Genomic DNA, 15,598 nt, shown 5'->3' with positions numbered 1-15,598 from the left:
GCGGTGAGGGCCTCGAGGCACGCCTGGAGCCTGACCGGGACGCTCTTTCGCGACCTCGTCGTCGTGCAGGTCGCGGTCTTCCTTGCGGTGCTTTGGGTCTACGCAACCCTGACCAACGATCTCTCGGCGAGCGAGCTGGGTCATGCCCGCGCGGCGGTGATCCTGGCGCGGGCGGCCGAGGCAGGCGGCCTGAGCGCCATCGAGCCCCTGCCGGAACTGATCGACTACGTCCAGCGCCATGAGGGCCTTCGGTTTGGTGTTGCCGTCGAGGCCCGCTGGCTCCCGGGCTCCACGCTCATGCCGGACTTCGGCCAGGCCAACGGCGTCTTGATGGAGGACAGCCGCTTCACCCTCGCTACTCCCGGGGGATTGGTCGAAGGTCACGCGACGACGAGCGATATCGAGGGTCGTCCGGTCCTGATCCTTACTGCCGGCAACAAGCCCGATGGATTGGACCTTGCTTATGGGATCTGGATCCTCGGCACCCAGATTGCCGTCCTGCTGGGACCTATCCTGATCGCCTCGCTCCTCACGACATGGTGGCGGCTCAGGACGGGTGTTCGGCCCTTGGCCAATCTTGCGCGGCAAGCGGCGAGCGTAGATCTCGATCGGGACCACGCTGGACTGGACCTCACGGCAGTGCCGGTCGAGATGAGGCCTCTGGCGCAGGCCTTCAATCATGCCCTCGATCGGCTGAGCGCAACCTTTGCCGCCCGCAAGCGCTTCCTCGACAACGCCGCGCACGAGCTTCGGACACCTCTCGCCGTCATGGCTGCCCGAGTTGACGCAATGCCGGCAGGCGAACAGCGCACGCTTCTGAAGCGCGACATCCGCAGGCTCCGGGCGCTCTCGGACCAGCTGCTGGCTTCGGCGCGGCTGTCCTCCGATTGGGCGCCCGTGCCGGCACCCATGAACCTTGGGCCCCTTCTGGTCGACCTCGTCGCCGACTACGCGCCCTTGGCTCACGAGATGGAACTCACCGTCGGTTTCTCCCAGTCGGGCGAGCCCGCGCTTGTGGACGGGCATCCGGCAGCGCTGACGGCGGCCTTCGCCAACGTGCTCGACAACGCCCTGCGCGCGGAGCCCGCCGGCGGAAGCGTCGAGGTCCGTCTGAAGGATGGCCGGCGGGTAGAGATCGAAGACCATGGCCCGGGCATCGACCCTGCAGTGGTAGGGCTCGTCTTCGAGCCGTTCTGGCGAAATGGAGACGCTCGGATGGGCTCGGGCCTGGGCCTCGCCATTGTCGCCGAGATCGTGCGCCATCACGGCGCAAGCATTCGGGTCGAGGCGACCAAGGGCGGTGGCGCCACCTTCGTCATAGAGTTCCCACCGTCCGATCGGCTCATGCAGGCGTAAGGTTCGAGTCCTAGCGGTGAGGCTTCCTCAGTCGATCGGAGGCCAAACCATGGCTGTCACCACTGATCTTGCCGCGCAGACTACCCCGGACCTTTCCGCGAAGACCATCCGTAGCACGACGTCACTCGCTAGGCAGTCCGCCCTGCCATTCCTCGTGACGCCAGCTTGGACCAGCCGGCTCCGCAGTGTGACCGCCGGTGGCCTGCTCGCGCTCGGCGCAGCCGCGCCCGGGTTCGCGCAGGCACCGGAGGTCGAGCCATCGGGCGCTCACCCCGAAGGCCTCAACGCATCGGCCGCCGTAGCTCCCGAGATCCAGCCGCAGGCCACTCCTCTCAACCGGGCGGATCTGGAGTCCTGGCTCGACGGGTTCATGCCCTTCGCGCTGGCGCGCGGCGACGTGGCGGGCGCCGTGGCTGTCGTTGTGCGCGACGGCGAGGTCCTGCTCCAGAAGGGCTACGGTCTGGCCGACGTGGCGGCCGGAACACCTGTCCTGGCGCAGGACACGCTGTTCCGCGTGGGCTCGGTCTCCAAGCTCGTGACCTGGACGGCCGTCATGCAGCAGGTGGAACTGGGCGCGCTCGATCTCGACACCGACGTGAACCAGTACATCGGCTTCACCATCCCGCCCTTCGATGGCCAGCCCATCACCCTGCGCCACCTGATGACCCACACGGCGGGCTTCGCCGAGAGCCTGCGCCACCTCATCACCGACGATCCTTCGCACGTCGTCCCAATGGAGACATACCTCCGCGAGAACCTGCCGCCCCGCATCTTCCCGCCGGGCACGACGCCTGCCTACTCCAACTACGGCACCGCTCTCGCCGCCCATCTGGTCGAGCGTGCTTCGGGCCTGAGCTTCGACGACTATATAGAGCGTCATGTCTTCGCCCGCCTTGGGATGGCGCGTTCGAGCTTCCGCCAGCCTTTGCCGGAGGATCTCCAACCGCTCGTGTCGCAGAGCTATGACGTCGCCTCGGGCAAGGCGCAGCCTTACGAGATCGTGGTCCCGGCCCCGGCGGGCAGTCTGGCCGCCTCGGGCGCCGACATGGGCCGCTTCATGATCGCGCATCTGGAGGACGGCCGGGGGCTCCTGCGCCCGGAAACGGCTGCGCTCATGCACGACACGACTACCCGGCTCGTGCCGCCGCTTAACGGCATGGCGCTGGGCTTCTACGAGCAGGAGGTCAACGGCCGCCGCGCCATCGGTCATGCGGGCGACACGGAGTTCAGCCATTCGCAGCTCATGCTGTTCCCAGCTGAAGACGTGGGTCTCTTCGTCGCCGTGAACAGCAACGGCACGCCGGGAACGGCCCACGCCATCCGGGCGGCTCTCCTGCAGGAGTTTGCGGATCGCTACTTCCCCGCGCCTCCCAGGACCGAGGAGCGCATCGACGCCGCGACGTCAGCCGAACACGCAGCGCAGATGGCGGGCCGCTACGTCGCGAGCCGAGGCTCTCCCACCACCTTCCTGAGCATCCTCGACCTCGTGGCCCCGGTGCGTCTCGCCGTCGACGAGGAGGGCAGCCTGTCCGCGCCCGCCTTCCCCGGGACCGCCGACCAGCCGCAGCATTGGGTCGAGACCGAGCCCAATGTCTGGGGCAATGCCCCAGGCGACACGCGAGTGGCCGCGGTGGTGGAGAACGGGAAGGTCGTCCGGATCAGCTATGACGCCGCGTCACCGTTCCTTGTCTTCGACCGCGTGCCTTGGTGGCGCGATCCGGCATGGCTGTTGCCGGCGGTCATGACCTCGCTCCTCGTGGTGGCCCTGAGCGCGTTGGCTTGGCCGGCCGGAGCCGTGGCTCGGTGGCGGCATGGCGTGCCGCAGCCCCTTCGGGGAAAAGACCTGTGGGGCAGACGGATGACCCATGGCTTTTCCTGGCTCGTGCTGCTGGCTGTCGTAGGATGGGTGGCCTTCATCGGGCTCGGGCTTTCGCGGCTCGCCCTGCTGGGAGGCCCGCTCGACCCGTTGCTGCGGAGCCTACAGATTCTGACGCCGGTCATCTTCGGTGGCTTGGCCCTGTCCGCCGCCCGGGAAGCGTCCCGGGCCTGGACAGGAACGCGCGGCTGGGGTCACCGGCTCTGGGGAGGGATCCTGCTGGCGGCGGCCCTGCTCCTGCTCTGGGTGGCCTGGGCCTACGATCTCATCAGCTGGGGCCTGCATTACTGATCGACGAGCCGGCCGGGCCGGGCTCATACCGGGCCCGGCCTTTCGTGGAGCATCGGGACATTCCAAGCGAGAGGTCAGACCAAGACATACCAAGGAGATGATGGATACGGGACTGCACGACCCATGGAGACACGTACGATAGCATCCGCCGCGCAAAGTGAGGGTGCACTAGACGACCGGCGGGCGATCCGCCGGGGAGTGTGGTCTTGGAGGATGCGAAGTTCAGCGGCGACGTCAATCGCACATCCAGCATCTTCGGTGTCGGCCGGGCGAAAAGCTCGATTACAATTGCGCCGGCCGATATCGACCGAGCTCTGCCTTGGTTCGCGACCAAGAGCGAGGCTGGATTGAGGTCCGTCCGACATGAGGCAAACCTCCGGAGCTTCACCAAGAACCGGTCCAGCTTTCCTCATGCGAAACAGGTCGGCGCGACACCTACGCCGGATGCGCTGCCCTCCGTTAAGACTCGTGTCGCGCACGCCGGATGAATTCCGACAGCGCCTTCGCATGATGTCTTTGGCTCGGGTAGTAAAGGCACAGGCCCGGGAAGGCAGGCGACCACTCCTCCAACATGCGAACAAGGCGCCCGGCGGCGATATGATCGGCCACGAGGTCGAGCGGCACCCAAGCGAGACCAAGCTCCTGCAGCGCCGCCTCGACGACCACGTTCAGGCTGTCGAGCGTCAGGCCGGAGGGAGGATCGAACACGGCCGCCTCGCCCCGCCGCTCGAACTCCCATCGGCTGATCACTCCGCCTGGGAAGCGCAGTCGGATGCCGCGATGCCGCGCCAAGTCCGCTGGCGACGCGGGCGGGGGGATTACACTCAGGTAGCCGGGCGCGGCCACGACCGCAAAGGCGGCCTCCGGTCCGATGGGCACGGCCACCATGTCGAGCGGCACCGCCTCGCGCAGCCGCACCCCGGCGTCAAAGCCCGCAGCGACGATGTCGACCAAGGAAGTGTCGGTAACGATCTCGATCTCCACCTCGGGATGATGGTGCGCGAAGTGGGCCACTGCCGAGCGCAAAAGGGCCATCGCGCCGCTCTCCATCGCGTTGATACGGATCCTGCCCCTCAGGTGGTCGCTCGCCTCGGCCAGTTCAGCCTGGGCGTCCTGGATTGTCCGCATGGCGGGCCCAACCCGCGCGAGGAGCAGCCGCCCGGCATCGGTCAGCGCCAAGCTGCGCGTGGTCCGGTTCAGGAGACGCTGTCCCAGCCGTTCCTCCAGCCCTCGGACTGCGTGGCTGAGCGCCGAGGGCGACTGGCCCAGAGCCTCGGCAGCCTTCCGGAAGCTCCCGTGCTCTGCGATGGCCAGGAAGCTGACGAGATGCGCGAGGCCGGCCTGCCGCATTGCTGAATCCAACTCATCCCTTCATGCGCTCTGAGCACGATTGTTGCGGAACGGTCAATTGCCAGATGTTGCGGACCAAGGGCCGGACCGGCCCCCGTAGCAAGGAGCCACCCTCATGACGAACACCATCCTGATTACCGGCGCGTCCAGCGGCATCGGCCGGGCTACGGCCCGGCTGTTCCAGTCCCAAGGCTGGAACGTCGTCGCCACCATGCGCTCGCCCGAACGCGAAGCGGATTTGTCGGACCTCGACCGCGTGCTCGTGGCAAGGCTCGACGTGACGGACGAGGCCACTGTGGACGCCGCCGTCGCCCAGGGCCTCGACCACTTCGGCCGGATCGATGTCCTGCTAAACAACGCGGGCGTCGGCGCCTACGGTCCGCTCGAGGCCACGCCGATGGACACGGTCCGTCGGCAGTTCGACACCAACGTCCTGGGCGTCCTGCGGGTCACGAAGGCGCTGATCCCGCACTTTCGTGCCAACCGGGCGGGCTTGATCGTCAACGTCAGCTCGATGGGCGGCCGGATCGCCTTTCCGCTCGGCGCGCTTTACCACGGCACCAAGTTCGCGGTGGAAGGCCTGTCCGAGGCCCTGAGCTTCGAGATGGCCGCAATCGGGGTTCGTGTGAAGATCGTGGAGCCCGGCATGGTCCGGACCGACTTTGTCGACCGTTCCCTCGTCTTCAGCAACGACGAGCGCCTCACCGAGTACCAGCCCCTGGTCGAGCGCCTGATGGCGAGCACGGCCGCCGGGCAGGCCTCGGGCTCGGATCCTCTTGCTGTGGCCGCGACGATCCTCCGGGCGGCGACGGACGGCTCGGACCAGCTCCGCTATGTCGCCGGCTCGGATGCCGAGGCCCTCCTGGCCCGCCGCAGCGCAGAGGGCGACGCCGACTTCCAGGGCAGCCTGCGTGCCATGTTCGGGCTCTGAGCCTTGCCGCCTGCAACCCAGATGGTCAGCTCGGTTCGACACGAGAACCATGATCGCCACCGGCGCCCAGGGAGCCCTCGGTCGGGCCCTGGCCAAGGGGTCTCTCGCCGTCGAGAGCGTCCAAGTGGGTCTTGCCGCGCGGGTTCGCCGCGGGGAAGCAGGCTGCGGCACCAAGCAGGTCCGGCCCAGCGACGACGACCATGCGCTCCTTCGGTCTCTCGGCATCAGGGTGGCATCTCCCGGCCGATGGTGGATCAAAACGGCACCCAGGATTTCTGGGGGCTGGACTCCGTCATCGAGGCTATGAGCCGCCACCAGATAAGGCCGGTCCAGACCGGAACCGGGCCAGCCGACCGCCGGCGCTGCCGCAGAGAATGCCGCGCCCGCTCCATCCGGCCCCGCATCGCGCGGTGCGGCGTGGAGACGAGCCAAGGGCTTGGTCGAACTCGGTAGGTGGTGGAACGGACGGTTGCTTGGCTCAGCCGCTTCCGTCGCCTCGGGATCCGGCTCACGAGCATCGTAGCGACATCCACGGAGCCTTGGTCCCCCTCGGATGCGCCCTCATCTGCTCCAATCAGACCCGTCGCTTCCAGCCCCGCCGCTTCGGCTTGTAACCCAACTCATCCGCCGACGATCGTTGGACCCCGCTCTGCCGATCACCCCCATTCGGTGCGTCATAGTGTTGCGACCCTGAGGCCCAGAAAAGAGTGGATTCTTGACCAGAGTCGGTTAAAGGCCCGTCGAACGTCGGGCCCGCTTTTCCTTTCGGGTCTCAGCTGCCTGTTCGACTTCCCTGCATGATGAGGACCGAGATGCCCTTCTCCTTGCGTTCTGGGTTGCCGGGCCTTTTGGGTCTTCTGGTGCTCCTGGCAGCGCTCTTCCTTGTCAGTCTTCGTCAGGATAAGGCACGGCAGGAGGCCGAAGGCTGGCGGATCCATACGGTCGAGGTCATTGCCCAGGCGCAGCGCCTGCTTGCGGCTCTCCTGGACGCCGAGACCGGCCAGCGCGGCTATCTGTTGACCCAGAATCCGGCCTATCTCGACATGAACGAGCAGGCGCACAAGACGCTCGACGACCTGACGGGTGAACTGCTTCGGCTCACCAGCGACAACCCCAGCCAGCAGGAGAACCTCACTCGCTTCCACGCGCTCGCCCATGAGCGGCTGGACATCCTTGAGGACGTTGTCGGCTTGGAGCAGGTGGGGCGGCGCTCGGATGCCTTGGCTCTCATCAGCTCTGGGACTGGCCGGGATGCCATGGAGCGCGCGCGCCAGCAGATCGACGTGATCATCGCCGAGGAAGAGCGTCTGCTCCGGGAGCGGAGCGCCCGAGCCGACGAGGCGGCGCTCAGGTCGCGATGGCTCACCTATGCAGCTGGTGTCCTCGGGCTGCTTCTGCTGGGCGTCGCCGCCCGCTTCGGCCTCGCCATGGCCCGCGCCGAGGAACGCGCGAACTCGTCCGAAGCTCTCCGGGCGAGCGACGAGTTCAACCGCCGGGTCCTCGCGGCCTCGCCCGACTGCGTCAAGCTCATGACCCTTGATGCCCGGCTCGAGTTCTTCTCCGAGGGCGGCCTTTGCGCCATGGAGATCGACGACTTCGACCGCCAACTCAAGGGCGCTGACTGGCTGTCGTTCTGGAAGCCGGACGACCGGCCCAAGGTACGCGCTGCCATCGATGATGCGCTGGCCGGCGGCATCGGGCGCTTCCAAGCCTTCTGCCCGACGGCAAAGGGTACGCCCAAGTGGTGGGATGTCTCGGTCAGCCCCATTCTTGACGCGGAGGGGGCGCCGGAGAAGCTCCTTTCCGCTTCGCGCGACATCACGGGCGCGCGCCGCAGTGAGGAGCGGATCGCACTCCTGGGGGAGGCCGCGGCGCGGCTCCTGACCTCGGGCAATCCCGCCGCCATGGTGGCCGACATCTTCGGGCTGATCGCCGGTCCCCTGCGCCTCGACGTCTTCCTCAACTACCGCCTGACCGGGGAAGGAGACCTGCTCCTCGTGGCCCAGAACGGGCTCGACGAGGCCACGCTTCGCGACGTGAGCCGCATCCGCCTGGGCCAGACGATCTGTGGCACGGTGGCCAGCGATCGCCAGCCCCGGCACTTGGCCGACGCCCTCGTCTCGGAGGAGCCTCTGTCGGTGTACCTCAAGCCGATCGGGATCACGGATTATACCTGCACGCCGCTCGTGGTCGATGACAACCTCCTGGGGACCTTGGCCTTTGGGCGCCGCTCGGACGAGCGATTCAGCCAGGAGGACCTCACCCTCCTCCACACCATCTGCCATTATGTAGCGCTCGCCATCGAGCGGATCCGAACGGAGGAGCGCCTGCGTTCCTTCAACGCGGAGCTGGAGGCGCGCGTCGCCGAGCGCACAGCAGAGCTGGAGGCTGCTGCGAGCCACCTCCGAGCCGAGATGGTCGAGCGCGAGGCGGCGCAGGCGCAGCTGCACGAGATGCGCAAGCTCGACACGATGGGACAGCTCACGGGCGGGGTAGCCCACGACTTCAACAATCTCCTTACCCCGATTGTTGGCTCGCTCGAACGGGCACAGAAGAAGCTTGATGGCGACGAGCGCACCCTGCGCCTGATCCGCGGTGGCCTGGAGGCGGCCGAGAGGGCTTGCGTGCTGGTGACCCGCCTCCTGGCCTTTGCCCGTCGCAGCCATCTAGAAGCGCGGCCTGTGGACGTCGGCGCGCTCCTCCATGGCATGACGGAACTGATCCAGCGCTCGATCGGGCCACAGATCACGGTCTCTGTCCAGGTGGAGGACGGCTTGCCTGCGGCCAAGGTCGACTCCAACCAGCTTGAGCTCGCGCTCCTCAACCTCGCCCTCAACGCCCGGGATGCCATGCCTGGGGGCGGCAGGCTCACCATGTCCGCCCAGGGCGAGCAGGTTGGTGCTAACCATCCCACGGGCCTGGCACCCGGCCGATACGTTCGCCTCTCGGTGGTCGACACGGGCGGGGGCATGGACCAGGAAACATTGTCTCGGGCAGTCGAGCCGTTCTTCTCGACCAAGGGCATCGGCAAGGGCACAGGGCTCGGCCTCTCGATGGTGCATGGCATGGCGGCGCAGTCGGGCGGCACGCTTGCCCTGTCCTCCTCGTTGGGCCTCGGCACTCGGGCCGAGATCTGGCTTCCCGAGACCGATGAGGCGCCCGTGGTCGCGCCATTACTGCCGCGCGAGCTGGCGCCGGCGCCGTTCGCCGCTCGCATCCTTCTGGTGGACGACGAAGCCGTGGTGCGCGCCGGCACCGCCGAGATGCTCAGGGACCTGGGTTATGACGTCACCGAGGCCAATGGCGGCAGTCAGGCGATGGCCTTGATGCGGTCGGGCTTCGAGCCCGACGTCCTGGTCACCGACTTCCTGATGCCGGGGATGAACGGCGTGGACCTCGTTGAAAGCCTGCGGCAGATCCGCCCCAGCCTTCCGGCGCTTCTCGTCACCGGCTACGCCGACCTGGCCCCCTCCGCCAGCGGCGGCCTACCCCGCCTTCCCAAGCCATTCCGCATGGCAGATCTGGCCGGCGCGGTGGCGGGCATCCTGAGCGGCGGAAACGTCGTGAGCTTCATGCGCCGTACCCAAGAGCATCGGGAGTGACAGCCACAGAGCCCGCTCCACGCCAAAGGGCGGATTCTCATCTGCCGCAGTCGGAACAGGCTCGGGCGCCAAGGTGATCGAGGTCGCCTCGCGCCTCCGTCTCGATCAAGCGGTACTTTGGCGTGAAGACCTTCGTCTCACTTCTGAGGGCGCGGGCAGGCAACGGCGTCATGAAACTTCGTCGAGCCCGCCTTTGCTTCTACCCTGGGCGGTCCTCACTTTCGCACTCAACGTCAACCCGTCCATCGGCTCCATCTTGGCCGTCGCACTGGCCGCGGCCATGCCGCTTGGACAGTTCGGCGAGCCGCTTCCATTCCCCGTGATCCTCCGGGGCGTCCCAACGATCCAGATGATCCATGGCAACCTGCTGGAACCTGCCCTGATGGGTCGATCCCTGAACCTGTCGCGCTTTGAGGTGATCCTCTCGCTGACCGCTTGGGCGGGCCTGTAAGGTACACTGGCGGCGCTGCTGAGGGTCCCGCTCAGCACCTGCATTCTCCTGATGCTGGCCGAGGTTCCAAGCGGCCGGTGGATCGCCGTGCTGCTGTTGCTGAACGGGAAGGTCTGGGCCGACCATCTTGGGCCTGCAATGGATTGCCTGTCGCAAGCCCGGAACGGACAAGGGCGGGGACACGGCCACCAAAGGATCCGCCATGACCGCGCCTTCCGCTCTGGGTCTTCTGGCCCTCGCGGACTTCCTCGATGCCACCCGCGGTCGGGGGGTCCACCCGGCCGGCACCGCCGTCCGTGACACAGCCGCGCTCGGCCACGAATAGGGGACGCGCGACGCGTCTGTGCCGGCGGACGCATGCTTTCGCAGCCCTGTCCGCATCATCCGGCCCGGTGGCCTCCCCGCCACCGACCTCATCCTCAACCATGGCGACTCGACTCTGACCTGGGGACCTCCTCCGTGGTCCTGGACCTCTGCGGGTAATGCGGCGGAACCGCCTGTTCGATGTCCGGGGTCACCGTGCAGATCGCCCTGACCGGACAGCGAGGTCACGGTATGCGTGTTTGGCCCTTCGTCGCTGCCCACTCGACGACACTCGGCCCCAAGGTTAGGTACCACGAGATCCGAAGATGCGCCCGACAGCGGCGCCCACGGTCTATGCCCTGCGGCAACACCTAGGGAAACGCTGCCCTGCGCCGACTACCAGCAGGCCCGCGCTCCTCTCGATCTTTCGGCTGCCGATCCGGCAGACGACTGGTTGTGTTGGGCTCTGGGAAGCTGATTTTCGAAGCAGTCGGCATCTTCAACCTAACTGTTGCGCAGCATCACTTAAGATCTAGGCTTTCACCCCACGAGTCAGGACTCAGCCGAGATCCGACCGGCCATGTGACCGGAGGAGGATCCCAAGTGGCACCGAACATCGTTGAAAGCCCGATCTGGACAGGGCTTCAGACGGCTCGTTTCACCGAAGCGGCCCGACTGATCGAGGGCGGCCCGGGCAGCGCGCGCCTGAGTGGTGGCCCTGAAGCCGACGAGATCTTCGGAGGCGCCGGCAACGACACAATCAGCGGAGCGAGGGGCGGCGACACCCTGGACGGCGGCGGAGGCCGCGACACACTCTATGGAGGTGACGGCCTCGATCTCCTTCACGGTCGCGACGACCGCGACAGTCTTTACGGCGGTTCTGGGGATGACACCATCTGGGGCGGCGACGGCACGGACGTGATCTACGGCGGTGCTGGCAACGACAACATCTTGGGGGACTCTTTCCTTTTCGATCGGGGTGAGATTCCGGAGCCCGAGCGGGGAAACGACCGGGTCTATGGTGGCTCCGGGGATGATCGTCTGACCGGTAATCTCGGCGATGACGACCTCCATGGCGGCAACGGCAACGATACGCTGGATGGTCGTGGTGAGAACGACGATCTCTTTGGCGGTCGGGGCGATGACGACCTGAACGGCCGGAACGGCAGTGACAATCTGTTCGGCGGCTCGGGCCGGGACCGCCTGGTTGATGGCCTGGGCGCGGACGACTTCACAGGCGGCTCGGGTGCGGACCAGTTCCTCTACCTGCGCGACGAGGATATTGGCCGCGACGAGGGCGGCCCGCCGGACCCGGGCTACGGGGTCGGCAATGACCGCATTCTCGACTTCAGCCTTAGGGAGCGCGACATCCTCGAGTTCTCACTCTACGACTCCGGGATCACTGTCACTGACGTCAACGACAACGGAACCAGCACTGTATTCACCATCAGCGACGGCGAGACTCTGACGCTGAAAGGCTTTTCAGGCGAGGACTTCGAAGATGGACTGCGCTTCGACAGCGAAGCGGACATCAACGCTTTGTCACAGCAGCTCTATGATTATGCCGCTATCGTTCCTTGGCTTGGATGACCTGACGGTCTGACCTGAAAAGGTGCTGCCGTAGGGCTGCGTCGGATGTGGAGAGGTCCGGCATTGCGAGGGCGGTTCCTCAGGGCCGCCCTTCAGCTTGCGCGAGCGCGATGGCGTTAGCCGTTACGATCGAGACAGGACGGTACCCCTGCGGCGCATGGCTCCGGACCTCAGTCGTGCTGTCGGTCTTTCGCGTAGTGTTGAAGTCCCATGTCGGGCAAATCTCGCGCGGTTTGCCCCCGCCGCCTACCTGCCACCGCCCTGATGTCGGACACCAGTCCGGGATCTTCCGCAGCGTTCAGCCACTCGTGACGGAACTGCTGCTCAGACCCAAGCTTGGTTCAGATAGGATAGAACGGGATGGATCTGGACCAGTGGCGTATCTCATACAATACTACAGGGGCGGCAGTCTCATCGGCAGTTCGACAGCATTCGGCCAACTGAGCCAAGTCTCCCAAGATGCCGAGAGCGGCATGCGTCGTCGAGAGGCGGACGCGGTCAAGGTCTTTGTCGGCGCGCCTGTCCATGCAGTCTGGTCGAAGCGCCGGTCCTCACACTGACCGCCTTCGACCTCCCTTCGACCTCGGCCACGCGCTCGGCTCCGACCTGAGCGCGAAGGTGCGCCCATCGGGCCGGTCGATCGGGATGCCAGGCGCCGCGTCGTGTCGAGCGACAGCTCGGGAGCGCGGACAATGTTGCTGAAGCCCTGGAATCCTTATCGCTACGCGAAAGGGAGTCGGATCGAGTAGGACTATGAAGGGGAAGCGCGCTCTTGGAGCTTCTGCATCCCACTAAACGCGGCTTCCGGAATAGCTGGAACGGCGGCCAAGTCCGACAGCGGGAAGGGCCGCGCCAGCGCGATCAGCCCCGCGCAGACCCTCGCGACATCGGAGGGACTGCCGCTCTTGGCCAGCGCGCGCTCGAACTGCTCCTGAAGCATCTGGTCGAGGGTCCCGCTGCCCGCAGCAGCGGCTGGGTCGCAATCTCCGGAGGGGCGTCACCCGAGTCCATCGCATAGTCTGGACGCGCAGCACGCCTGCGATGAGTTGGTGGAAGCGTCGAGCCACCCGGCGGGAGCGTTCCAGGTCCGGCGTACATAGGGTTCGGTCTCCTGCGGAGTAACGGGCTGGATGTCGGCAGTCACGAAGCTGCGTGAAGGCGCCATCTCATACAGCCCTCCGGTTCGCGCCGTGACCAGGAACTGCACAGTCGAGGGCCATTTGCCTAGGACGATGATACTCTGCACGAAGCAAGCCTCGACCGGTTTGCGCCACGCAATGGCCACGGCATTGTCGGCTACGTCCACCGCGATAACCATCAGGGCGTCGGGATACTCGGCGCCATGCGCTTTGGCGGCATGGCGCCTGCTTGCTGGTGCGCGTGGTGTCGATCTTGCGGGCGCGGGTTCCGCCATGCAGCCGGCTCACGCCATTGCGGCAGAGGATGCGGATGATGCCGGCATCGGAGATCTTGATCCCATGGTGGCGCGCCGGTGACCCCGACGATCCTCATGGGGCCGAGGTGGACCGTTCGGCGCAGGTGCAGGACCGTTCCGACGACCTCGTTCGATGTCTTGTCGGAACGGTTGTGCGGCACTGACCGTTTTTTGCCGAGCCAACTTCGCCCCTGGCTTGGAGGGCCTAGCGCCGCCGGTCGAAGCTCGCTCCACCGTTGGCGAAGCTGCGGCACGTTCGACTGACGCCCCAGCTGGTCTGCGCGTGCTCCAGGGTCCGCAGCTTGCGACGGATCTGCGGCCGGTCGTTGGTCCTCGCCGGCCCCCTCCCCTCTGCGCACCGGAGATGATCGAAAGTGTCTCGCTGGATCGTGCAGTCCTACAGCTGACGAAGCCACGAACTCTTCAGGCAGTTACGTCCTGAACGGCCAAGGCGGAGCGGACTGGCCCCCTGATGTGCAGTGACGGCAACAGTAAGTCATCGATGCGGAGGGTAAGTACCTGCCCATCCAGGACACCGACGGCACACTGCCAAGAGCAAGCTCAGATCGCGACCTGGACCGAACTGGAGCTAAGACGAGCGTATCCTACGCGGCGACATGAACTCATCGACGCGCAACGATCCCTCACGGCCGAAATCACTCTGCGGCTCGCATCCCGAGGCCTAGCCTTTCCCTGGCCTGCTGCCAGGTGGCGACGGGCCGTTCGTACCGGTCGCAGATCTCGGTCACGCGCCGCACCAGTGCAGCGTTGGATGGCGCGAGGGTGTGGCGGTCCATCCGCACGTTGTCCTCAAGCCCCGTGCGCGCGTGCCCCCCGCTTGCCACAGCCCATTCGTTGAGCACGATCTGCGCAGGGCCGATCCCGGCCGCGCACCAAGGCGCGCCAGGGAAGAAACGCTGTATCGTGCCGACCATGAAGTCGAAGGCCGGACGGTCTGCAGGCATGGCGTTCCTCACCCCCATGACGATCTGGAGATAAGGTGTCCCCGCGAGTTGGCCCGCCTGATGCATCTGCGCGGCCTTGAAGATGTGACTGAGGTCGAAGCACTCCACCTCGGGCTTGACCCCGTGGGCGAGCATCTCGGCCGCGAGCCAGTCCACGAGGTCGGGCGGGTTTTCGTAGACACGGGTCGGAAAGTTGTTGGAGCCCACCGAAAGGGAGGCCATGTCGGGGCGCAGCGGCAGCATGCCCCCCCTCGCCTTCCCGGCCCCCGACCGGCCGCCGGTCGAAAGCTGGACGATCAGGCCGGGGCAGTGCTTCTTCAGCCCTTCCTTGAGGCGGGCGAAGCGTTCCGGGTCGGAGGTGGGCTTTCCTTCGTCGTCGCGCACATGGCAGTGGGCGATGGTGGCCCCGGCCTCGAACGCCTCTTGCGTGCTTTCCACCTGCTCGCTGATGCTGATCGGCACCGCCGGGTTGTCGGACTTCTGCGGCAGGGAGCCGGTGATCGCTACGCAGATGATGCACGGCTCGGTCATTCGAGCGCCCCCGTCGACTCGGTCGCCCCGTCCCGGTGCCCGGGCCGCGACAGCACGAAGTCGAACTCCACATCAAGGAAGGGCCCCGCGAAGCCCGAGGCCTCCATGGCAGAGGGGTCGTCCACGGGCCGGAACTCCGCCAAAAGGCTTTCCTTCACCCCGAACACCGCGTCCGAGCCGATGTAAGGGTCAGCGGGATCGAAGATGTGGGTCACGAGGGTATCGAAGCCCGGCGCCTCGATCATGTAGTGGAGATGCGCGGGCCGATAGGGATGACGGCCCAGCGCGCCCAGGAGCTTGCCCACCGGACCATCGTCCGGGATCGGGTAGAACTTAGGCTTCACGCCCTTAAACCAGTAGCGCCCGTCCGGCCCCGTCCGGAACACGCCCCGCAGGTTGAAGTCGGGCTGGATGCCCTTCTGCTGGACGTCGTAGAACCCTTCGTCGTTCGCCTGCCAGACGTCGATCCGGGCGCCCGCGACGGGATTGCCTTCCGCATTGAGGATGCGACCGTGGACGAACATCGGCTCGCCCTTGCCGTCCTTGCAGATGTCGGAGCCCATCGGCAGCTCGGGCGCCCCTTCGACGAAGAAGGGGCCGAGCACGGTGCTTTCGGACGCCCCGACCTCACCGCCCTTGCGGTGGTTGATCGCGTCCACAAGCATCGACACGCCCAGCACGTCCGATAGCAGGATGAACTCCTGCCGCCAGTCGTTGCACATGTGGCCCGTGGCGGTCAGGAACTGGATGGCGGCCATCCATTCGTCCTGGGTGGGCTCGATCTCCTTGACGGCCTCATGAAGCTTGCGGGTGATGACCTCCATGACCTCGCGAAGGCGTTCATCCTTGGCGCCCCGGTTCCGGCCGGTGACGACCTGCACCGAGTCCTCTTCCGTGAAGAATCCATCCCGTTCCAT

General features: G+C 66.4%; 10 protein-coding genes and 2 pseudogenes. 8 read left to right on the top strand and 4 right to left on the bottom strand.

The window, feature by feature from the left end; all coding sequences use genetic code 11:
* Positions 1-3: 3 nt before the first annotated feature.
* Together FHG66_RS17025 and FHG66_RS17020 are read left to right on the top strand one after the other, a co-directional pair.
* Complete coding sequence (locus tag FHG66_RS17025; protein ID WP_139078252.1) at positions 4-1,356, top strand: sensor histidine kinase; 1,353 nt, start codon at positions 4-6, stop codon at positions 1,354-1,356.
* A 49-nt stretch (positions 1,357-1,405) separates the two neighbouring features.
* Complete coding sequence (locus tag FHG66_RS17020; protein ID WP_139078251.1) at positions 1,406-3,523, top strand: serine hydrolase domain-containing protein; 2,118 nt, start codon at positions 1,406-1,408, stop codon at positions 3,521-3,523.
* A 459-nt stretch (positions 3,524-3,982) separates the two neighbouring features.
* Here the strand turns inward: FHG66_RS17020 and FHG66_RS17015 are convergent, their stop codons facing one another.
* Positions 3,983-4,873 (bottom strand): LysR family transcriptional regulator, encoded by an 891-nt coding sequence (locus FHG66_RS17015; protein WP_139078250.1) that lies wholly within the window; start codon positions 4,871-4,873, stop codon positions 3,983-3,985.
* Positions 4,874-4,988: 115 nt separating this feature from the next.
* Between FHG66_RS17015 and FHG66_RS17010 the strand changes: the two genes are divergently transcribed.
* The 6 genes and pseudogenes from FHG66_RS17010 to FHG66_RS16995 all read left to right on the top strand — a co-directional run bounded on the left by FHG66_RS17010 (position 4,989) and on the right by FHG66_RS16995 (position 11,750).
* Positions 4,989-5,804, top strand: coding sequence for an SDR family oxidoreductase (locus FHG66_RS17010; RefSeq protein WP_139078249.1), 816 nt, complete (start codon positions 4,989-4,991; stop codon positions 5,802-5,804).
* 351 nt (positions 5,805-6,155) lie between these two features.
* A pseudogene (locus tag FHG66_RS22425) lies at positions 6,156-6,418 on the top strand (IS5/IS1182 family transposase); the annotation flags it as partial.
* 198 nt (positions 6,419-6,616) lie between these two features.
* Positions 6,617-9,406 carry a CHASE3 domain-containing protein gene (locus FHG66_RS17005; RefSeq protein ID WP_176556314.1) on the top strand — a complete coding sequence of 930 codons (2,790 nt, stop codon included), beginning with the start codon at positions 6,617-6,619 and terminating at the stop codon, positions 9,404-9,406.
* A 193-nt stretch (positions 9,407-9,599) separates the two neighbouring features.
* Positions 9,600-9,857, top strand: a complete 258-nt coding sequence (locus tag FHG66_RS21705) for an AI-2E family transporter (RefSeq protein WP_176556313.1) — start codon at positions 9,600-9,602, stop codon at positions 9,855-9,857.
* Between the two features lie 202 nt (positions 9,858-10,059).
* Positions 10,060-10,182, top strand: a complete 123-nt coding sequence (locus FHG66_RS22685; RefSeq protein ID WP_281282959.1) for a hypothetical protein — start codon at positions 10,060-10,062, stop codon at positions 10,180-10,182.
* 581 nt (positions 10,183-10,763) lie between these two features.
* Complete coding sequence (locus FHG66_RS16995) at positions 10,764-11,750, top strand: calcium-binding protein (protein WP_139078246.1); 987 nt, start codon at positions 10,764-10,766, stop codon at positions 11,748-11,750.
* A 1,358-nt stretch (positions 11,751-13,108) separates the two neighbouring features.
* Here FHG66_RS16995 and FHG66_RS22420 read toward each other — a convergent pair.
* The 3 genes and pseudogenes from FHG66_RS22420 to FHG66_RS16985 form a co-directional block, all read right to left on the bottom strand.
* Positions 13,109-13,278 (bottom strand): annotated as a pseudogene (locus FHG66_RS22420) (IS481 family transposase); the annotation flags it as partial.
* A gap of 563 nt (positions 13,279-13,841) precedes the next feature.
* Positions 13,842-14,681: a 3-oxoadipate:acetyl-CoA acetyltransferase gene (locus tag FHG66_RS16990; RefSeq protein WP_139078245.1), complete on the bottom strand. Its 840-nt coding sequence runs from the start codon at positions 14,679-14,681 to the stop codon at positions 13,842-13,844.
* Entirely contained in the window at positions 14,678-15,598 is a 921-nt protein-coding gene (locus FHG66_RS16985; RefSeq protein WP_218013890.1) for an intradiol ring-cleavage dioxygenase, read from the bottom strand. The genes FHG66_RS16990 and FHG66_RS16985 overlap by 4 nt, the downstream gene beginning before the upstream one ends.

The organism is Rubellimicrobium rubrum, from assembly GCF_006152115.1.
Taxonomy (GTDB): Bacteria; Pseudomonadota; Alphaproteobacteria; order Rhodobacterales; family Rhodobacteraceae; genus Rubellimicrobium; species Rubellimicrobium rubrum.
Note: the sequence above shows the minus strand (reverse complement) of the source record. Positions and strands in the feature narration are given on the sequence as shown.